The organism is Arthrobacter sp. fls2-241-R2A-172 (assembly GCF_030208885.1).
Classification (GTDB): Bacteria; Actinomycetota; Actinomycetes; order Actinomycetales; family Micrococcaceae; genus Arthrobacter.
On record NZ_JARVTB010000013.1, the window covers coordinates 148456 to 166688 of the forward strand.

The window sequence follows — 18233 nt, forward strand, 5'->3', positions numbered from 1 at the left end:
TCCCTCACATCCCACCCGCTTCAGGCCAACCCTCCCTCACATCCCGGCCCGGTATGGGGCTGCACCACAAGTCAGGGAAGATTCAGGGCAGACCCCTAGGCGTTTTGTCTGACCCAGAGGGGAGAATGAAGACTATGAAAACGATCCTTAACGTCATTTGGCTTGTCTTCGGTGGGTTCTGGTTGGCCCTGGGCTATTTCGCAGCCGGCATTATTTGTTGCGTGCTGATCGTGACCATACCGTGGGGCATCGCCTCGTTCCGGATCGGCGCCTACTGCCTTTGGCCTTTCGGGCAGATGGTGGTTGAGAAGCCCGGGGGTGCAGGGGTCTTCGCGCTCCTCGGAAACGTCATCTGGTTGCTGGTTGCGGGTATTTGGATTGCCATCGGCCACGTGCTTACGGCTTTCGCCATGGCGATCACCATCATCGGAATCCCCCTGGCGATCGCCAACCTGAAGTTGATCCCGGTTTCGCTGATGCCGCTTGGCAAGCAGATTGTGCCCACCAACCAGCCGTTCGTCAGCAACTACCGCTAGGACACCTCCACGGCGCCGGTGCGCAGATCGAAACTGAACGTCCGGTCCAAACGCACCGGGCCTGCGGTAGGTCCGGACCCGGCGTCGGCCTCTACAGTGAAGACGAGGTCCAGCGTCTCCCGCAGCAGGTCTGAATCGGTGATGGTGTACGTCGGCGTGAAGTACAGGATATGGCCGCCTGGCGGCAGGTTCGTGGGTGGGAAATCCTCGGTGTTGCCGTGTGGTCCAAGAAGTTCGACGCCGGTAGCCGCCTGAGAGCCGACGTTGCGGGCACGTCCGGTGAAGGCCAGGATGTCCCCGGCCTTATAGCCAGGGATGATGGCGCCGTAGTTCAAGTCCTGGGCCTCTCGTGTGCCCAAAACCTGGTCGTGGTCCGCGTAGCCCTGGCCGATTTCCTTCCACGTTTGGACGTCCCACTGGCCGTCACTGTTGGAAGGGACCACATGAAAGTCGCCGGCATTCTGCCAGACCGTGGGCCGGCCCGGAGTGATGGAGCGCAGTTCCATGTGAAAGACCAAGCCGCCGGATTCCACCGCGGACTCACCAGCAGTGGACACCTCCGCCGCATACGCTCCAGCAGCCACCAGAGCCGGGGCCGGACCCGGCCAGCCAGCCAGCTGCTGCGTCAGTTGCCCGGCCGGAATCGAAGCAAAAACAATGTCCCGATACCCTTGCCGCTCGTAGAGCACCCCGACATTTCCGTCGGGTAGCCGGGTGACGGTCGAGTACGCCGAGCTTCCGGGGCACACGACGAGCTTTGCGGGCCATGTGGCACCGTTATCCGGGGAGAGGCTCAGGACGGTGTTCCGGCGAAGATGCGGATCCTGGTTGTTGCTCGCGATCAGCCACCGGGAATGCTCCGGGTGTGAAGCGGATGGCTCGGCAACGGAAACCGCAGAGGGAAGTCCGTCAAAGCGGGCAACAGATCCGTTGTCGCTCGGGTCCGGCATATCCGGGATGGGCTGGAGCGGGCTCCAGGAAACCCCGCCGTCCTTCGAAAACGCAGACAAGCGGTGGGGGGTTGCCCGCGAGTGCAGGAGCAGTCGGCCGTCGTCGAGGCAGACAACCTTGTTTTCGTTGGGTCCTATGCCTGAAACGCCAGGGCCGATCAGCTCTCCCAGGGCCCAGTTTTCACCGTGATCGTCACTGAACGCCGAGGCGGCCATGATGGCGCCGTCCACCAGCACGACGAACTGCTGGACCAGTCGGCCCTTGTAGGGGCCGGTATGTATCTGGATTCCTTGGCCGGCGGCCGCGAAAAGCCCCGTGATCCGGCCTGTTTTGAGCTGGGCGGTGAGCCTGCGGTGCTGCCAGGTGTCGCCGTCGTCGTCTGAGTAGCTGAGATCGGCGTGCTGGACGTCGTCGTCCGGCTCCATACCGGCGACCGCTTCAAAAAATCCCGCGTGCGTTCCTGCCGCGTGGAACATGAAAATGCGGCCTGTCGCTGCGTCGACCAGCAAACTGGGGTCACCGAAACCCTGGAGCCCAGATCCTGTGCGGACCACTTGCTGAGGGCCCCAGGTGTTCCCGTTGTCCTCACTGCGGCGCAGGAGGAGGTCTATGGGGTTGGGCAGGTCGTCCAGGTTCGGCCTGCCGTCGTAGGCAGCCAGGACTGTTCCCCGGGTGCTCACTGCAAGTGCCGGGATGCGGTACTGGCGGTATCCGCCCACCCCGCGAACAGCCAGAACGTGCTCCACCGACGGTTCCGCTAGTGGAGGATGGCCCTGTGACGGTTGGAGGTAGGAGGTCATACCTCCCAGTCTAGGGGGCTCGTCTAGTCGGCTCGGCTAGACGCCTTGAAAAGCCCCGTCCCGCAGGAGGGCCACGGTGGAGCTGGCGTCCAGCCCGGCGGCAATTTCGACGTCGTCTGCGTAACCGGCATCCATGAGTTCCCTCCCACTGGAGCACCCACGCAGAACAGCTGCGAGCTGCGGTTCAGCGGCGTCGAAAGCCGCCGCCGCCGCTGCCGCCTCCGGGGAAAAGTTGTGCCGCCCGGCCGCTGCGAGTCCAGCAATGAACGCGCCGGCCCCGAGCTGGTCTTCCAACGCCGGCCGCAGTGCCCCGTGGGGCCACTTCTCACCCGCTGCGATGACGGCTATGACTGCACCTTCGGGCAGGGTGGAGTGAACCCAGTCGGCTGTAGCGGCGGCGTTCCGTAGCGACACAGCCACCACCTGCCGGGCCGAGGCTGCGAGTTCATGGCTGATGGTGGAACCATTCGGGGAGGGCAGTACCACGCGGTCCAGCAGATGGGCGTCCCGAAGGCTTACAGGGGACAGGCTGAGGCCTTCCGCGCCCCGGGCGCCCGCCAATGCGGCCCCGTTGCGGGTGGCGAACTCGCTGGCCCCCACGTCCCGATGAGGGTACGGGAACACCAAGGCCCCGCGGTCCACGGCGACACTGACGCACGTGGTGAATGACAGAACGTCAACCACCACCGCGAGGTCAGCTCCGGGAACAACTGATCGGGCGCCGTCGAGCCCCCATTCGAACCGGACCGTGTACGGCAGTTGGCGCTGCGGCGCTCCGGGTTCGCTCAACACGCTGTTCACGCCAGTTCGCCGGCGAGGTTCCGACGGGCGGCTTCAAGCCACAGCGCCTTGGCGCGTTCGCCGTGGAACAGCGGATCCAGGCCCAGGAGGTGGCGTACGACGGCGGCGCGCCCCTTCGCGAAGTCGTCGTCGCTGACGTGCGCGTAGTCTTCCCGGACGGCGGCCAGGTAGCGTGCGTACGATGATTCGTCGCCGCCGAGCACGGAGAGATCGGCATCGCAGAGCAGGGCGCCGGCGTGGTCGCCGGGTTGGGGGTCGTGCGTGGAGGTGAGCCGGACAAGCCGCGCAACTTCAGCTACGTCGTCGGGAGCCAAGCCTTCCGCGGACAGTCGGGCCTCGGCAAGGAGAGCGGATTCTTCCTCGTCCTGGCCAGCCACGCCCTCATAGACGGCATCATGGAACCAGGCCGCCAAGGATACCGTTCGGGCCGGGAGGGCCGGCTCTGTGAGGATGTCCAAGGCTTCGAGAACCGCGAGCAGGTGGGTGCGGCTGTGGTATTTCCGGCCGTCCTCTCCCCAACGCTCCAGCAGTTCCAGTCCCAGGCTTTCATGGCCGGGGTAAATGCTGTTCCAACGCTCCATCAGTGGCACCGTCAGTGCCTTGCTTCGCTCACGGGCGGGGATGCGGAGCCCGCTGGCGATGAGCTTGCGGACCAGGATCCGTGCTTCCACCGGGATGGCGCCGGCTGCGACGAGGTCCTCGTAACGGCGTTCGGGAACGTCGTAGTGGTCGCCGTCGAAGGCCCGTTCTGGAACTCCGGCAGCGGCCGCGAAAGCGTGCAGCTCCTTCAGCGACTTGTCTGAAACGAGGTGCGAGAAAACGGTCCCATGAGCCGGCCAAAGAGGCGGATCGACGTAGATGGCCATGGCCAAAGTGTACCGAAACGATCCTTCCCGGCTGTCGGTCATCAGGACGTCTACCGCCGTGCTTGCCGTCCCGGAAAACGGGCGTCAGTGCCCGTGGTTATCACGGCAACCGGGAAGGAGCGCGGTGGACCGTTGGCGGGCTCAGGCTCCCCAAGAACAGGGTACGGCTGAGGACCGCCGATGGGCCAGAGTTCGACGGCGGCCTGCCGCCTTCGAGGTGTGGGGGCGGCCATGCGTCATATTTGGTTTGCGGAACAATCTCGAGATCTGAACCGTATCTGCGGAAGTACACTGACACCATGCCGCAAATACGAATTTCCGAGGCCGCCCGCTTCCTCGGGGTCAGTGACGACACCGTGAGGCGTTGGACCGAGAATGGAACGTTGACACCGCAGAAGGACGGAGCGGGCCGCCTTGCTGTGGACGGGCTTGAGCTCGCCACGCTTGCCAGGGACCAGTCCCATCTCCCGGACGACCCCTCCCGCTCGGGAAGTTCGGCACGGAACCGCTTCGTCGGCCTGGTTACGGGGATCACCATGGACAAGGTCATGGCCCAGGTTGAGCTGCAATGCGGGCCTTTCCGGGTGGTGTCGCTCATGAGCAGCGAGGCCGTCCGGGAACTCGGCCTGGAACTCGGATCCGTGGCTACGGCCGTCGTTAAGGCCACCACCGTCATTATCGAAACTCCGCAGGGAAAGAGCATCATATGAGGACACACATGAAGAAGGGCATTGTGGCCGCGGCTGTCGCTGTGGGATTGGCCAGCGCCCTTGGGGCCTGCGGCACTACCGCCCCCGCAGCCGCACCATCGAGCAACAGCAGCGCGTCCCCGCTGAGCGGAACAGTGACCGTCTTCGCTGCGGCTTCCCTCAAGTCCACCTTCACCCAGCTGGCCAAGGACTTCGAAGCCAAGAACCCCGGCACCAAGGTGACGCTGAGCTTCGCCGGTTCCTCGGACCTGGTCACCCAGATCACCCAAGGGGCGCCAGCGGACGTGTTCGCTTCGGCCGATACCAAGAACATGGCCAAGCTTGCCGATGCCAAGCTGCTGGACGGTACCGCAACCAACTTCGCAACCAACGTTCTGGAGATCGCCGTCCCGCCCAGCAATCCGGCGTCGATCTCTTCATTTGCCGACCTCGCCAAGCCGAGCGTCAAGGTGGTGACGTGCGCCAGCCAGGTTCCCTGCGGCGCGGCGACGGACACCGTGGAGAAGGCCACGGGAATCTCGCTGCGCCCGGTCAGCGAAGAGTCATCGGTGACCGATGTCCTGGGCAAAGTCACCTCGGGCGAGGCCGATGCAGGGCTGGTCTACGTCACGGACGTCAAGGGCGCCGGAGACAAGGTCAAGGGCATCGCCTTCCCGGAGTCGGACAAGGCGGTCAATACCTATCCCATAGCCACGGTAAGCTCCAGCCAGAACAAGGAACTGGCCGCGGCATTTATCGGCTCGGTGACCAGCGAGGCGGGTAAGAAGGTACTGGGCAACGCCGGATTCGGCGCGCCCTAAGCACCGCGCCCTAAGCACCGAGCCGCACCACTTTGAGGAGACCATGAAGACCGCCACCGGCTACCAAGGCATCCCGCGCTGGATCTTTGCCGTCGCAGCTGTGGGCGGTCTGCTGGTGGTCCTTCCGCTGCTCGCGATGGTGGCCAGAGTGAACTGGCCGCAGTTCATTCCGCTCATCACGTCCGATTCGTCGTTGGCCGCACTGGGGCTGAGCTTGCGGACCTCGGCGGCGAGCACCGTCCTCTGCGTCGTGCTGGGTGTCCCGTTGGCGTTGGTGCTGGCCCGTGGCGACTTCCCCGGACAAAGGCTCCTGCGCTCCTTTGTGCTGTTGCCGCTGGTCCTGCCACCCGTCGTCGGAGGCATAGCGCTCCTGTACACATTCGGGCGCCAGGGCCTGCTGGGGAAGTCGCTGGAAGTGGCCGGTATCCAGATTGCGTTTTCCACTACCGCGGTGGTTCTGGCTCAGACGTTCGTAGCTTTGCCGTTCCTGGTGGTCAGTCTGGAGGGTGCACTGCGATCGGCCGGAAACAAGTATGAAGCCGTTGCTGCGACACTCGGTGCCCGGCCCACCACGGTTCTTCGGAGGGTCACCCTTCCCCTGGTCCTACCAGGGCTGGCCTCCGGGGCTGTGTTGTCGTTCGCGCGGAGCCTGGGTGAGTTCGGGGCCACGCTGACCTTCGCTGGGAGCCTTGAAGGGGTCACCCGGACGCTACCGCTGGAAATCTACCTTCAACGCGAAACCGACGCCGATGCCGCCGTCGCGCTGTCCTTGGTCCTGGTGGCTGTGGCGGTCGCCGTGGTGGGGCTCAGCTATGGTGCCCGCCGGAGCAGTGCACCTGTGGCGGTCCAGCCATGAGCTTTGAGCTGCAGGCCAGCCTCCGCGCCAGGAATTTCGACATGTCCCTGAGCCTCCGCGATGGCGAAACCGTGGCCATCCTTGGTCCCAACGGGGCGGGCAAATCCACTCTGTTGGGAGTGATCGCGGGGCTGTTGCGGCCCGATTCCGGCTCGGCACGGATCGGCGATAAAGAACTGTTCAACCTCGACGGCGGCTCCCGCCACTGGAGCCCACCGCACCAGCGCGGGACTGCCTTGCTTGCCCAGGAGGCGCTGCTTTTCCCGCACCTGAACGCACTGGATAACGTGGCTTTTGGTCCCCGCAGTGCCGGAGCATCCACAGCGGCAGCGCGGGAAGCGGCCCGCCATTGGTTGACGGAGGTGGATGCGCTGCCACTTGCCCAACGAAAACCCGCCCAACTCTCGGGCGGGCAAGCGCAGCGCATCGCCGTTGCCCGTGCGCTGGCCGCCGAGCCCGAACTCCTCTTGCTCGACGAACCCATGGCGGCGTTGGACATCCATGCGGCACCGTTGCTCCGCCGCGTGCTCAAGCGTGTGCTGAAGGATAGGAAGGCCATTATCGTCACGCACGACGTCCTGGACGCTTACATGCTCGCCGACAGGGTGATCGTGGTGGAGCAGGGCTGCATCGCCGAAGAAGGGCCCACGCGCCAAGTCCTGGAACGCCCACGAAGCCAATTCGCGGCTGGCCTCGCGGGGCTCAACCTCGTTTCCGGGATCATCACCAGGGATGGAATCACGACGCCGGATGGCCGGGTCTTCGCCGGCCAGCACGATCCCGACTGGTCACCTGTGCCCGGCCAGGCTGGCGTGGCGGCCTTCCCGCCGTCGAGCGTTTCCGTCTTCCTGGGCGACGTCCACGGGAGTCCGCGCAACGCGTTCCCCGTCACCGTCACGGACCTTGAGCCGCACGGAGACCAGATCCGCGTCCGGGCCAGTGCGGGCGCGTTAGCCCAAGCCTTGTCCGCCGACATCACGCCCGCGGCGTCGGCAGACCTCGGCCTTGTGCCAGGAATGGACGTGCGGTTCGTGGTCAAGTCCGCGCTGGTGTCGGTTTACCCGGCGTGACGGGTCAGTCCCGGTACATTCCCTCGGCGTAGGACGGTCCGTAGTAGGACTCCAGTTCCTCCAGCGGGGCTTCGGGCTGGGTGTAGGTCTTCGCGAGCACGGCAATGCTCGGCAAATCGCCGCTCTCCCAGGTTTCCGGCTGCCAGAGTCCGCTGCGCATGAACGCCTTGCCGCAGTGCGTGAACACTTCCTCCACGGTCACCACGACGGCGGCCCGTGGGCGGTGCCCCTTGACCACCATGTGTTCAAAGAAGTCTGCGTCGCTGACGACGCGCGCGGTCCCGTTGATCCGCAAGGTGTCGGTGCGCCCCGGGACGACAGACAGAATGCCGACGTTCGGGTTCTCCAGGATGTTGTGGAAGCCGAAGGCGAGCTTGTTGCCCGGTCGTTCGGGAATGGCGATGGTGTTGTCGTCCAGGACGTGGATGAAACCGGCGGGGTCACCCTTGGGTGAGGCATCCACACGGCCCTGGGCATCGGTAGTGGAGATCACGCAGAAGGGGCTCGCGGCGAGCCATTGCCGGTCGAAAGCGCTGAGCTGCCGTCGCACCTTCTTCCGTACGCGATCCAAGGGGCGTCCAATGAGTTCTTCGAGTTCCTCCGCGCTGGAGATAGTGTCCATGCCCCCAGCCTAAGCGCCTCCCCAACCCAAAGGCTCTGGACACTGGTTTCGCCGTGGGCAAACATGGAACACAGGGCCCCATATTTCAAAGTTGAGCGTAGTAGACTCAACTTGAAAGAATCGGTCTCACCAGAAAGGGTGCACTCTTTGGACGTCAAATTCACTACCAAAAGCCAGGAGGCCCTTTCTGCGGCCGCCATGAACGCCTCAACCGCGGGCAACCCGCAGCTCGAGCCCGCACACTTGCTCAAAGCACTCATGGACCAGCGCGAAGGCGTCGCAGTGGCGCTCCTGCGTGCCACGGGCGCGGACCCGGATGCCGTCAGCGTCCAGGCAAGCTCTGCCATCAAGGCGCTGCCGTCGTCCTCGGGCAGTTCGGTCCAGCAGGCGCAACTCTCCCGCCAGTCCATGCAGGCCATCCAGGCCGCCCAAGGCGAGGCCGACAAACTCGGCGACTCCTTTGTGTCCACCGAGCACCTGCTGCTGGGGCTCTCGGCCGGAAGTGACGCCGTCGGGAAACTACTGCGCGACGCCGGTGCCTCCCATGAGGCGCTGCTCGCCGCACTCCCGGGTGTCCGTGGCGACAGGAACGTCAATTCGCCCGACCCGGAAAACACGTTCCAGGCCTTGGAGAAGTTCGGCACCGACCTCACGGCGGTAGCGCGGTCCGGCAAGCTCGACCCCGTCATCGGGCGCGACAGCGAAATTCGCCGCGTCATCCAGGTCCTCAGCCGCCGCACCAAGAACAATCCGGTGCTGATCGGCGAACCCGGCGTCGGTAAGACGGCCGTCGTGGAGGGCTTGGCCCAACGCATGGTGGCTGGTGACGTCCCGGAAAGCCTGCGCGGTAAGACCCTGATCGCACTGGACCTCGCTTCCATGGTGGCCGGGGCCAAGTACCGTGGCGAGTTCGAGGAGCGGCTGAAGGCTGTCCTTGAGGAAATCAAGAACTCCAACGGCCAGATCGTCACGTTCATCGACGAAATCCACACAGTCGTAGGTGCCGGGGCTACCGGCGAGAGTGCCATGGACGCTGGCAACATGCTTAAGCCCATGCTTGCCCGTGGGGAACTGCGCCTGATTGGTGCCACCACCCTGGATGAGTATCGCGAGAACATCGAAAAGGACCCGGCCTTGGAACGCCGCTTCCAGCAGGTCTACGTCGGTGAGCCCAGTGTCGAGGACACCATCGGCATTCTTCGTGGCTTGAAGGAACGCTACGAGGCGCACCACAAGGTGGCCATCGCCGACTCCGCACTCGTGGCGGCGGCCACCCTGTCCAACCGCTACATCTCAGGCAGGCAGCTGCCAGATAAGGCAATCGACCTCGTGGACGAGGCCGCGTCCCGGCTGCGCATGGAGATCGATTCCGCGCCGGAAGAGATCGACCAGCTCCGCCGCGCCGTCGACCGTTTGACCATGGAGGAACTGGCGCTCCAGAAGGAGACCGACCCGGCCTCGGTGGAGCGGTTGGCTGCGCTGCGTGCCGACATGGCCGATAAGAAAGAGGAGCTCAGCGCCCTCAATGCTCGCTGGGAGGCCGAGAAAGCGGGCCTGAACCGCGTTGGTGACCTCAAAGCCAAGATCGACGAGTTGCGTTCCGCCGCGGACAAGTCGCAGCGCGAAGGCGACCTGGAATCGGCGTCGCGCATTCTCTACGGAGAGCTGCCCGCCCTGGAGCGGGAGCTGAGTGCCGCGGCCGAAGAAGAAGCCCGCACCAGTGCCGACAACAAGCCGGAACTCATGGTGGCCGAGGAGGTGACCGCGGACGACATCGCCGAGGTCATCTCCGCGTGGACGGGCATCCCGGCGGGGCGCATGCTCCAAGGGGAATCGCAGAAGCTCCTCCACATGGAAGAGGAACTCGGGAAGCGCCTGATCGGCCAAAGCAAGGCTGTGCAGGCCGTGTCTGACGCCGTCCGCCGGGCCCGCGCAGGCATTAGCGATCCCAACCGGCCCACGGGTTCGTTCCTGTTCCTGGGCCCCACGGGCGTCGGTAAGACGGAGCTGGCCAAAGCGCTGGCAGACTTCCTCTTTGATGACGAGCGCGCCATGATCCGGATCGACATGTCCGAGTACAGCGAGAAGCACGCCGTCGCCCGCCTGGTCGGTGCCCCTCCGGGATACGTGGGCTACGAGGAAGGCGGCCAGCTGACCGAGGCTGTTCGCCGCCGCCCCTACTCGGTGGTGCTGCTGGACGAAGTGGAGAAGGCCCATCCGGAAGTCTTCGACATCCTTTTGCAGGTGCTCGACGACGGTCGCCTCACCGACGGCCAGGGCCGCACCGTGGACTTCCGCAACACCATCCTGGTGCTGACGTCCAACTCCGGAAGCCAGTTCCTGGTGGACCAGTCACTGGACGCAAGGGCCAAGCGGGAAGCGGTCATGGCCGTGGTGCAGGCATCCTTCAAGCCTGAGTTCCTGAACCGCCTGGATGAAATCGTCCTGTTTGATCCGCTGTCCGTTGAGGAACTGGCCCGGATTGTTGAACTGCATGTGGCAGAGCTGGGCAACCGCCTTCGCGATCGCCGCCTGAGCCTGGAAGTCACCGACGGCGCGCGTGCGTGGTTGGCTATGTCCGGCTACGACCCCGCGTACGGCGCCCGCCCGCTCCGCAGGCTTGTCCAGCGCGAGATCGGCGACCGGCTCGCCAAGGAGATCCTTGCAGGGGAGATCAGCGATGGTGACACCGTTCTGGTGGACACTGCCGCGGACCTGGACGAGCTCACCATTGAGGGCTTTGAGGCCCTGACAGGGCCCGACGGCGGAATGCCGGTGGGTGCCGGCCTGACGGTCCGCAGGAAGTAGGGGACCCGGCAGCTACTTTTCGAGGAGGTTTTCCTTGATGGTGTTGCCGGAATCCACCACGATGAAGCAATCAACGCGGCGGTCGCCACGGTCCCAGCTGGTGGTGCTGGGGTAGACGTTCTGCTGAAGCAGGACGTATTTGTCGGCCGCCGCGTTGAGCTTCACTGTCCGGCACACTTCGCGGCCCTTGTCACGCAACGCATTGGTTCCGGGGAACGACTCGTCTCCGGTGTAAGTGAAAACAGCGCCAAGTTGGGCCGAGTGCTCGGTATCACACGCTACGGCCCGCGCTTTGGAAGCATTGGGGTCGAAGTCGGCAAAGCAGTCTCCCACTTGGAAATCCTTGGCCTCGGTATCACGGGGGAGGGGGCCAAGTGTTGCTGTAGCGCTGGGGCTGGTTGTTGCCGCTTCCGGGCGGGTGCCAAGCAGGTTGAGCAGCACCCAGATCACCACGCCAATAAGCACAAGGACACCCAGGACGATCCCGCCGATGACCAGCCGCTGCCGCTTGACCGGGTCCCCATGCTGCTCGGGCTGCCACTCTTCGGACGCATTCGGTTGCTGGCCCGGATATGCAGCGGGGTAGCTGGGCTGCTGGTCGTCCGTCGGCGGGGCCGCGGGGTCCGGCTGTTCGCCCGGATTGGGCACGAAGTCGGGGTCCATTTCGGGCGCAGGGTCTGGCTGCAATCCGGAAGGTGAGGCCCACGGTGCAGGAGGGAGCCCTGAGGGTGCGGTGGGCGCAGGGTCCACGGCGTCCTCGCCCTGTTCGCGTGGTGAACCGTCACGTGGTGGGGTGTTGTCCTGGCTCATATTCCGGTGAGTGCCTTCCTGCTCTTGGGTCGCATTGAGGCAGACTCTACCGAATTTTCACCCTTGTTGGAGGTGTCCAGCCTTGGTTTTGCTTGTGGTTGGCTGTGCCGCCGCGTTGTGTTGGCACGCAGGCACCTCCGAAAGCATGTAATCTAGACATACGACAAATTGACCAAACATTCCGGGGCCTCACCGATAGCCAAGGTGACCACCTCCGGTCCAAGTACAAAAGGGGGTCACGCCATGGGGCGCGGCCGTCAAAAGGCAAAAGCTACCAAGCAGGCTCGGGACATTAAGTACTACTCCCCGAACACTGACTATTCGGCACTTGAGCGGGAGCTCACGGGTCCGTCCAGTCGTGTAAAGAGCCACTTCCCCGAAGATCCCCCGGAGCCGGACTATTCGGCCTACGAGGACAAGTACGCGGAAGACGATGACGACGAGGTAGACACCCGCCGTATCGGATAGCTGTCGTGACCAACAGGTGCCTTTGGCACTGAGTTGCGGACCGCCGTCGTACATCAAGGTCAACGCGCATCTTCGGATGCCGTAAATCTTTTGAAAAGGGCCCCCAGGGCACGCCGTTCTTTGGCGTACCCCGGGGGCCCTTTTCTGCGTAGTCTTGAGCTCGGGTGCATCGAAAGGGAGAACCATGCCGGAGGTCGATAGCTACAAGCAGGGGACACCGTGTTGGGTGGACCTGTCCTCCAATGACATCGACGTGTCCGCAAAGTTCTACAGCGCCCTCTTTGGCTGGGAGCTGGAGGCGCGCGACGCCGGGGACGGTGTGACGTACTACATGGCGAAGCTTCGCGGGCGATACGTTGCCGGCCTGATGCAGCAGTCGCCGGACGCGCCGCAAGGGATGCCGTCGTACTGGGCGAATTACCTTGCCGTGGATTCAGCGGACGCTGCTGCCCGGGGCGTGGAGGCCGCCGGAGGATCGTTGCTTTCGCCGCCCGAATCGGTTCCCAACGGCGGCGGCCGCATGTTCTTCGCCACAGACCCCACCGGAGCCCAGATCGGTTTTTGGGAGGCCCTGAACCATTCCGGTTCAGGTCTTGTGAACGAGCCTGGCACCATGATTTGGAACGAGCTTCAAACCAACGACGTCCCCAAGGCAGTGGCCTTCTATAAGGCCGTGACCGGATGCGACAGCCGGACAGAGCCGGCAGGGGACCTGCAGGAATACACATCACTGTTGGTGGACGGAAAGCGGATCGCCGGCGCGCTTACACTCCCCATCGAGGGCCTCTCGCCGTTTTGGATGACGTACTTTGCCGTGGCTAACGTGGATGCCGGTGTGGATATGGCCGTGGAACTCGGCAGCCACGTCATCGCCCCTGCTTTCGACGTGCCGGGCATAGGACGCATGGCGGTGCTCATGGACCCGGCAGGGGCAGCGTTCAGCATCATGACAGGAGTTACAGCATGACGGTCCGGAAGCATTACACCAACGGTGAGCCGTGCTGGGCCGACCTGCAGGCCAGGGACGTGGCCGCAGCAAAGGAGTTCTACCAGCACCTTTTCGGCTGGAGCTATCAGGACCTGCCTACCCCGGACGGCCGCAGCTACTCCCAGGCCTTCATCGGGGAGCATCTCGTGGCCGTCATCGCCCCGCAGAACCCCCTGCAGGAAGCCGCAGGGACCCACAGCCAGTGGAACATCTACATTGCGGCCACGGACACCGAAGAAATCGGGGAAGACGCCGTTCATGCCGGCGGGAAGCTGCAGTTCGGGCCCGAGGCCGTGGCGGACACCGGGGTGTTGGCGTTCATCGAACCCCCTGGCGGCGGAACCACCGGGGTCTGGCAGGCTGGCACGCACATCGGCAGCCACCTCTTCAGTGAGCCCGGTGCGTTGGCTTGGGCCGAGCTGTTGACGCCTGAGCCGCAGGCCGCCGTCGGGTTCTTCCAGCAGCTTTTCGGGCATGAGGTCACCGAATACCCGCAGGACGACGGCGGCAGCTACAGCACGCTGATGGTCAACGGTGACGAGGTGGCCGGCGTCGTTCCCGCGGACGAAGGCGAGGATGCCGCCTGGCAGATCTATTTCGGTGTCGCGGACGTGCGCCGGGCCGTTGACTCTGCGGTAGCTGCCGGGGGAGTGGTGCTGGTGGAACCCGAGGAGACCACCGAGACCGGATCCCTGGCCACCGTTCAGGACCCCCAGGGTGGCGTCCTGAGCCTGATCCAGGTCTCGTCACGCTAGTTGGGAAGCTGGCGAACAACAAAGAGCGGCCCTGCAGTTCGAAACTGCGGGGCCGCTCTTTTCAGATGCGGTCTAGGCGTACGCGTTCACCAAACGGACAGCGCCGCCGTCGACACCCTTGGCACCCTGGACGTAGTCCGGGCCGGTCTTGTCGATCGAGTCCGAGTCAGCCGAAACCGTACCCATGACCCACGACGGCAGTCCGCGGTCGTTCAGGCGGGCAACAGCAGCGTCGGCAACTTCGGGGGACACGATGGCGATCATGCCCACGCCGAGGTTCAGTGTGCGCTCCAGGTCGGCCAGGGGAACGTTGCCGAGCTCGGAGACCAGCTTGAAGATCGCGGGGAGTTCCCAGGTGTTGCGGTCAACCGTGGCAACCAGGCCCTGCGGGAGGACGCGGGCCAGGTTGGCGGCCAGGCCACCACCGGTCACGTGGCTGAAGCCGTGAACTGCGGCGCCACCCGTGAGCGGGAAGGTGCGTGCGAGGTCCAGGCAGTCGGCTGCGTAGACGCGGGTCGGCTCAAGGAGCTCCTCGCCCAGCGTACGGCCGAGCTCGGAAACCTGGCGGTCCAGGGCCCAACCAGCGTGGTTGATGACGCGGCGGACCAAGGAGTAGCCGTTGGAGTGCAGGCCGGAGGATGCCATGCCGATCACGACGTCGCCGGCGCGGACACGGTCTGGGCCAAGCAGGGCATCGGCTTCCACAACACCGGTAGCGGCACCGGCGACGTCGTACTCGTGCTCACCCAGGAGGCCCGGGTGCTCGGCGGTCTCGCCGCCCACAAGGGCGGTGCCGGCAACGGAGCACGCAGCTGCGATACCGCGCACGATGTCGGCGATGCGCTCCGGAACAACCTTGCCGCAGGCGATGTAATCGGTCATGTACAGCGGCTCAGCGCCAACCACCACGATGTCGTCCACCACCATGCCCACCAGGTCGAAACCGATGGTGTCGTGGATGTCCATGGCCTGGGCGATTGCCACCTTAGTGCCAACACCGTCCGTGGACGTGGCAAGCAGCGGCTTCTTGTAGGTCAGCAGCTTAGAGACGTCGTACAGGCCAGCGAAACCGCCGACGCCGCCAATCACCGAGTTGTTGTGGGTCGCCTTGACGGCGTCCTTCATGAGTTCGACGGCGCGGTCTCCCGCTTCGACGTCGACACCTGCAGAAGCGTAAGTGATGCCGTTTGCATTCTGGGTGCTGTCAGCGGCGGGGGTTGCGGAGGTCATACAGACTCTTTCTTGTCGGCGTCGGTCAAACGATCAGCGTCGGTAAGGAGGTTTTCGAATTCGGCGTCGGGTCCCGGATCGCAGCCTGTGGCACCGGGCTTCTCGGCCGGATCCTCAGAGTCGTCCACGGACTCGGACTCAGCGGCCGGTTCCAGGCCGCCCAGGTCCGTGCGCTCCAGCAGGTTCTTGCCCAGCTTGTCCGCATGTGGCAGCTCAATCGGGTACTTGCCCGTAAAGCAGGCCGTGCAAAGGCGTTCGCGCGGCTGCTGGGTGGCGCCGATCATGCCATCCTCGGAGATGTAGGCCAGCGAGTCGGCGCCGATGGCCTGCGAAATCTCCTCGATGGTTGCGCCGTTGGCGATCAGCTCCGCGCGGGACGCGAAATCGATGCCATAGAAGCAGGGCCACTGAACCGGCGGGGAGGAGATCTTCACGTGCACCGCAGCAGCGCCGGCTTCGCGGAGCATTCGGACGATTGCGCGTTGCGTGTTGCCGCGGACGATCGAGTCATCCACCACCACAATGCGCTTGCCACGGATCACCGATTCCAAGGCGTTGAGCTTCAGGCGGATACCCAGCTGGCGTAGGGTCTGCGAGGGCTGGATAAAGGTACGGCCAACGTAGGCGTTCTTGACGAAGCCGTGAGCGAACGGGATGCCCGACTGTTCGGCGTAACCAACAGCCGCAGGGGTACCCGATTCCGGAACGGGGATGACCAGATCGGCCTCGTGCGTGTTTTCGCGGGCCAACTGGCGGCCCATCTCAACACGGGCCTCGTACACGGAGCGGCCGGCAATGGCAGCGTCCGGGCGGGCAAGGTAGACGTATTCGAAGACGCAGCCGGCGGGGGTAGCCTCAGCGAAGCGCTGCGAACGGACACCGTCCTCGTCGATGGCAATGAATTCGCCGGGTTCGATCTCGCGGATGAAGCTCGCACCAACGGTGGCAAGGCCGGCCTGCTCGGAAGCGACCACCCAGCCACGGTCCAGGCGGCCCAGGCACAGCGGGCGGATGCCGTACGTGTCACGGGCTGCGTAGAGGGTTCCCTCGTCCATGAAGACGAAGCAGAAGCCACCCTTGATCTTGGGCAGCAGCTCCAGTGCGGTCTGCTCCAGGGTCTTGCCTTCTTCGCCCTCAAGGAGTGCGGTCACCAGGGCGGTGTCAGAGGTGTTGCCCTGCTTCATTTCACCGGTCAGCTGGCCATCGTTGCGCTCAAGGATCATTTCCCGGAGTTCAGCGGTGTTGGTCAGGTTGCCGTTGTGGGCCAGTGCAACCGTGCCGGTTGCGGTCGCACCCAGGGTTGGCTGCGCGTTGGCCCAGTGGCTTGCACCGGTGGTGGAGTACCGGCAGTGGCCAACGGCCAGGTGCCCGGTCAGGGTGTTCAGGGTTGTCTCGTCGAAGACCTGGGACACAAGGCCCATGTCTTTATAGACATTGATGCGCTTGCCGTCACTGGTAGCAATACCAGCCGATTCTTGTCCGCGGTGCTGCAGCGCATACAGCCCGTAATAGGTGAGTTTTGCTACTTCTTCACCGGGAGCCCAAACCCCGAAGACGCCACAAGCGTCCTGGGGGCCTTTTTCGCCAGGGAGAAGATCATGAGAAAGTTTTCCGTCGCCACGTGCCACTGGTCGATTGTCTCATGTTGTGGCCGTGGTAGGTCCCCCCGCAGCCTATGTGACCCCGCGAACAGCGCCGATACGGGCAAAATGCGACACGTCTCACAGTGCCTCCCCCGCGAAAGTTGGGTCTTAACGCCCGACTTACCGGACGTCGTCGTGCTCGGGGCCTTCATCCGGGACCGAGTCCGGAACGGCTTCCACCACGGCGCGCTGTGAGCGCTTGACGCTGATGCGGTCCAGGACCAGGGCGAGGATCGAGAACACGATCACGCCGCCGCCGGCGCAGACGATCAGGAAGAAACCAAAGACGGTGCTGGCGTCGAAGGCGGGGTCCGCCGGGCGGCCGTAAGCGATGATCGCGGCCACGATTGCGCCCACCACCGCGCCCAGAATCATGAAGGGTACGAATTTGGGTGCCCGCCGAACCGTGATTTCGCGGCGGGCGGAGTTGGGGGTGGTGTCCTTTGAAGCCATGTGTTAAAGCCTACCGTTCCCCGCCGATACGACAGTTAATGCCAATGTTCTTGGGGAACATTGGCATTAACTGGCAACTCGGCGGGGTGGGTTAGCTGCCGCGGTACGTCGAGAACGCGAACGGGCTCAGCAGCAGGGGCACGTGGTAGTGCTCGCCGGCATCGGAAACTGTGAAGTTCAGGTCCACTTCGGGGAAGAACGTCTCCGTGCCAAGGCCTTCGTAGTAGGCGCCCGTGGCGAAGTTCAGCCGGTAGGCTCCGCCGGGAATCCGCTCGGGGCCGAGGGTCTTGATGCGGCCGTCGGCGTCCGTTTCGCCCTTCGCCACCAAGGTCCAGTCGTCGCCTTCGCGGACGAAAAGTACGACGGCGACGCCAGCCGCCGGGCGACCGGAACCGGTGTCGAGGATGTGGGTTGTTACCTGCGAAACGCTCATGCGTTGACTCCTTCGCTGACCAGTCCGGAGAGGCGCAACAGTGCGATCTCCCGCAGCTGGCCGGCCACGATTGTGTCTTCTTCTTCGGGTGTGTGGGTAATGCGTTCCTGCAGCGTGGCGAGGATTTCCTCGGCGCTGCGGCCTGCGGCGCGGATCAGGAAAACCCTGCCGAATTTTTCCTCGTAGGCACGGTTCCCCTCGGCCAGGGCCGCTGTTGTCTGGTTGTCGCCGGGGTCAACTCCGGCTTGCTCCGAACGCGACATTGCGGCCTCGGTGGTTTGTGCCTTGGGGCGTTCGCCGATCCGGGGGTGGTGGGCCATGGCAGACTCCACTTCGGCCGGCGTGAAGGGGTGCGCGGCTTTGTTGGCGTGGGCCAACAAGTCGTCCACGCTTGCGAAGGGGCGGGCGTCGACGATTGTTTCGACCCAGCGGCTGATATCCAGGCAGGGTGTCAGGGTTTTGACGGCCTCATCCCGCTCAAGGCTGTTGAATACTGCAAGCTCCATGCTTGTCATCCTCAGGCAAATGCTGGCATCCATGGTGTGGGCTATGCGGAACTCCTGCGGTTCAGCAGGAGGAAGCGCGATACTTCTGCTTCCGCATCATGGAACTGTTATTTCAGCATACGTAATT

19 protein-coding genes are annotated in these 18233 nt (G+C 64.3%); 9 read left to right on the forward strand and 10 right to left on the reverse strand.

Annotated elements, in window-relative coordinates; genetic code table 11:
• The first annotated feature begins 134 nt into the window (after positions 1–134).
• Complete coding sequence (locus tag QRM57_RS18005) at positions 135–536, forward strand: YccF domain-containing protein (protein ID WP_284987585.1); 402 nt, start codon at positions 135–137, stop codon at positions 534–536.
• Here QRM57_RS18005 and QRM57_RS18010 read toward each other — a convergent pair.
• Genes QRM57_RS18010 through QRM57_RS18020 form a run of 3 tightly spaced genes read right to left on the reverse strand, consistent with a single transcriptional unit; the run spans position 533 to position 3954 of the window.
• A complete protein-coding gene (locus QRM57_RS18010; RefSeq protein WP_284987586.1) occupies positions 533–2287 on the reverse strand; it encodes a sialidase family protein in 1755 nt (584 codons plus the stop codon). The genes QRM57_RS18005 and QRM57_RS18010 overlap by 4 nt on opposite strands.
• A 36-nt stretch (positions 2288–2323) precedes the next feature.
• A complete protein-coding gene (locus QRM57_RS18015; protein WP_284987587.1) occupies positions 2324–3088 on the reverse strand; it encodes a 2-phosphosulfolactate phosphatase in 765 nt (254 codons plus the stop codon).
• On the reverse strand, positions 3085–3954 hold the full coding sequence (locus QRM57_RS18020; protein WP_284987588.1) for a DUF4031 domain-containing protein: 870 nt from the start codon (positions 3952–3954) through the stop codon (positions 3085–3087). Before QRM57_RS18020 ends, QRM57_RS18015 begins: the two co-directional genes overlap by 4 nt.
• Before the next feature lie 299 nt (positions 3955–4253).
• Between QRM57_RS18020 and QRM57_RS18025 the strand changes: the two genes are divergently transcribed.
• From QRM57_RS18025 to QRM57_RS18040, 4 genes are read left to right on the forward strand one after another with little or no spacing between them, the layout of a single operon-like run.
• On the forward strand, positions 4254–4664 hold the full coding sequence (locus QRM57_RS18025) for a TOBE domain-containing protein (protein ID WP_235517734.1): 411 nt from the start codon (positions 4254–4256) through the stop codon (positions 4662–4664).
• Positions 4661–5464: a molybdate ABC transporter substrate-binding protein gene (modA, locus tag QRM57_RS18030; RefSeq protein WP_284987589.1), complete on the forward strand. Its 804-nt coding sequence runs from the start codon at positions 4661–4663 to the stop codon at positions 5462–5464. Before QRM57_RS18025 ends, modA begins: the two co-directional genes overlap by 4 nt.
• A 43-nt stretch (positions 5465–5507) precedes the next feature.
• Entirely contained in the window at positions 5508–6320 is an 813-nt protein-coding gene (locus QRM57_RS18035; RefSeq protein ID WP_284987590.1) for an ABC transporter permease, read from the forward strand.
• Positions 6317–7390, forward strand: coding sequence for a sulfate/molybdate ABC transporter ATP-binding protein (locus QRM57_RS18040; RefSeq protein WP_284987591.1), 1074 nt, complete (start codon positions 6317–6319; stop codon positions 7388–7390). Before QRM57_RS18035 ends, QRM57_RS18040 begins: the two co-directional genes overlap by 4 nt.
• 4 nt (positions 7391–7394) lie before the next feature.
• On the opposite strand, the gene QRM57_RS18045 is transcribed toward QRM57_RS18040, so the two are convergent.
• Positions 7395–8012 carry an MSMEG_1061 family FMN-dependent PPOX-type flavoprotein gene (locus QRM57_RS18045; RefSeq protein ID WP_284987592.1) on the reverse strand — a complete coding sequence of 206 codons (618 nt, stop codon included), beginning with the start codon at positions 8010–8012 and terminating at the stop codon, positions 7395–7397.
• Positions 8013–8159: 147 nt separating this feature from the next.
• On the opposite strand from QRM57_RS18045, the gene clpB reads away from it, so the two are divergent.
• Complete coding sequence (clpB, locus tag QRM57_RS18050; protein ID WP_284987593.1) at positions 8160–10820, forward strand: ATP-dependent chaperone ClpB; 2661 nt, start codon at positions 8160–8162, stop codon at positions 10818–10820.
• A 12-nt stretch (positions 10821–10832) separates the two neighbouring features.
• Here the strand turns inward: clpB and QRM57_RS18055 are convergent, their stop codons facing one another.
• Positions 10833–11630, reverse strand: a complete 798-nt coding sequence (locus QRM57_RS18055) for a septum formation family protein (RefSeq protein WP_284987594.1) — start codon at positions 11628–11630, stop codon at positions 10833–10835.
• A gap of 243 nt (positions 11631–11873) precedes the next feature.
• On the opposite strand from QRM57_RS18055, the gene QRM57_RS18060 reads away from it, so the two are divergent.
• From QRM57_RS18060 to QRM57_RS18070, 3 genes are all read left to right on the forward strand, one after another.
• A complete protein-coding gene (locus tag QRM57_RS18060) occupies positions 11874–12098 on the forward strand; it encodes a DUF3073 domain-containing protein (RefSeq protein WP_024818182.1) in 225 nt (74 codons plus the stop codon).
• 184 nt (positions 12099–12282) lie between these two features.
• Positions 12283–13065 (forward strand): VOC family protein, encoded by a 783-nt coding sequence (locus tag QRM57_RS18065; RefSeq protein ID WP_284987595.1) that lies wholly within the window; start codon positions 12283–12285, stop codon positions 13063–13065.
• The gene (locus QRM57_RS18070; protein ID WP_284987596.1) at positions 13062–13841 is read left to right on the forward strand and encodes a VOC family protein; all 780 of its coding nucleotides are present in this window, start codon (positions 13062–13064) and stop codon (positions 13839–13841) included. Before QRM57_RS18065 ends, QRM57_RS18070 begins: the two co-directional genes overlap by 4 nt.
• Positions 13842–13913: 72 nt before the next feature.
• Here QRM57_RS18070 and purM read toward each other — a convergent pair whose 3' ends face one another.
• The 5 genes from purM to uraD all read right to left on the reverse strand — a co-directional run bounded on the left by purM (position 13914) and on the right by uraD (position 18106).
• Positions 13914–15071 (reverse strand): phosphoribosylformylglycinamidine cyclo-ligase, encoded by a 1158-nt coding sequence (gene purM / locus QRM57_RS18075; RefSeq protein ID WP_284987597.1) that lies wholly within the window; start codon positions 15069–15071, stop codon positions 13914–13916.
• Positions 15068–16699 (reverse strand): amidophosphoribosyltransferase, encoded by a 1632-nt coding sequence (gene purF / locus QRM57_RS18080; protein ID WP_235517716.1) that lies wholly within the window; start codon positions 16697–16699, stop codon positions 15068–15070. The genes purM and purF overlap by 4 nt, the downstream gene beginning before the upstream one ends.
• Before the next feature lie 135 nt (positions 16700–16834).
• Positions 16835–17167, reverse strand: coding sequence for a hypothetical protein (locus tag QRM57_RS18085; RefSeq protein WP_284987598.1), 333 nt, complete (start codon positions 17165–17167; stop codon positions 16835–16837).
• Positions 17168–17258: 91 nt separating this feature from the next.
• Positions 17259–17600 carry a hydroxyisourate hydrolase gene (gene uraH, locus QRM57_RS18090; protein WP_284987599.1) on the reverse strand — a complete coding sequence of 114 codons (342 nt, stop codon included), beginning with the start codon at positions 17598–17600 and terminating at the stop codon, positions 17259–17261.
• Positions 17597–18106 carry a 2-oxo-4-hydroxy-4-carboxy-5-ureidoimidazoline decarboxylase gene (uraD, locus tag QRM57_RS18095; protein ID WP_257369534.1) on the reverse strand — a complete coding sequence of 170 codons (510 nt, stop codon included), beginning with the start codon at positions 18104–18106 and terminating at the stop codon, positions 17597–17599. The genes uraH and uraD overlap by 4 nt, the downstream gene beginning before the upstream one ends.
• Positions 18107–18233 lie beyond the last annotated feature (127 nt).

Coding starts and splice junctions, on each gene's coding strand:
- QRM57_RS18005 (WP_284987585.1), top strand. CDS start 135: ATGAAAACGATCCTTAACGTCATTTGGCTTGTCTTCGGTGGGTTCTGG.
- QRM57_RS18010 (WP_284987586.1), bottom strand. CDS start 2,287: ATGACCTCCTACCTCCAACCGTCACAGGGCCATCCTCCACTAGCGGAA.
- QRM57_RS18020 (WP_284987588.1), bottom strand. CDS start 3,954: ATGGCCATCTACGTCGATCCGCCTCTTTGGCCGGCTCATGGGACCGTT.
- QRM57_RS18025 (WP_235517734.1), top strand. CDS start 4,254: ATGCCGCAAATACGAATTTCCGAGGCCGCCCGCTTCCTCGGGGTCAGT.
- modA (WP_284987589.1), top strand. CDS start 4,661: ATGAGGACACACATGAAGAAGGGCATTGTGGCCGCGGCTGTCGCTGTG.
- QRM57_RS18035 (WP_284987590.1), top strand. CDS start 5,508: ATGAAGACCGCCACCGGCTACCAAGGCATCCCGCGCTGGATCTTTGCC.
- QRM57_RS18040 (WP_284987591.1), top strand. CDS start 6,317: ATGAGCTTTGAGCTGCAGGCCAGCCTCCGCGCCAGGAATTTCGACATG.
- QRM57_RS18045 (WP_284987592.1), bottom strand. CDS start 8,012: ATGGACACTATCTCCAGCGCGGAGGAACTCGAAGAACTCATTGGACGC.
- QRM57_RS18055 (WP_284987594.1), bottom strand. CDS start 11,630: ATGAGCCAGGACAACACCCCACCACGTGACGGTTCACCACGCGAACAG.
- QRM57_RS18060 (WP_024818182.1), top strand. CDS start 11,874: ATGGGGCGCGGCCGTCAAAAGGCAAAAGCTACCAAGCAGGCTCGGGAC.
- QRM57_RS18065 (WP_284987595.1), top strand. CDS start 12,283: ATGCCGGAGGTCGATAGCTACAAGCAGGGGACACCGTGTTGGGTGGAC.
- QRM57_RS18070 (WP_284987596.1), top strand. CDS start 13,062: ATGACGGTCCGGAAGCATTACACCAACGGTGAGCCGTGCTGGGCCGAC.
- purM (WP_284987597.1), bottom strand. CDS start 15,071: ATGACCTCCGCAACCCCCGCCGCTGACAGCACCCAGAATGCAAACGGC.
- QRM57_RS18085 (WP_284987598.1), bottom strand. CDS start 17,167: ATGGCTTCAAAGGACACCACCCCCAACTCCGCCCGCCGCGAAATCACG.
- uraH (WP_284987599.1), bottom strand. CDS start 17,600: ATGAGCGTTTCGCAGGTAACAACCCACATCCTCGACACCGGTTCCGGT.
- uraD (WP_257369534.1), bottom strand. CDS start 18,106: ATGGAGCTTGCAGTATTCAACAGCCTTGAGCGGGATGAGGCCGTCAAA.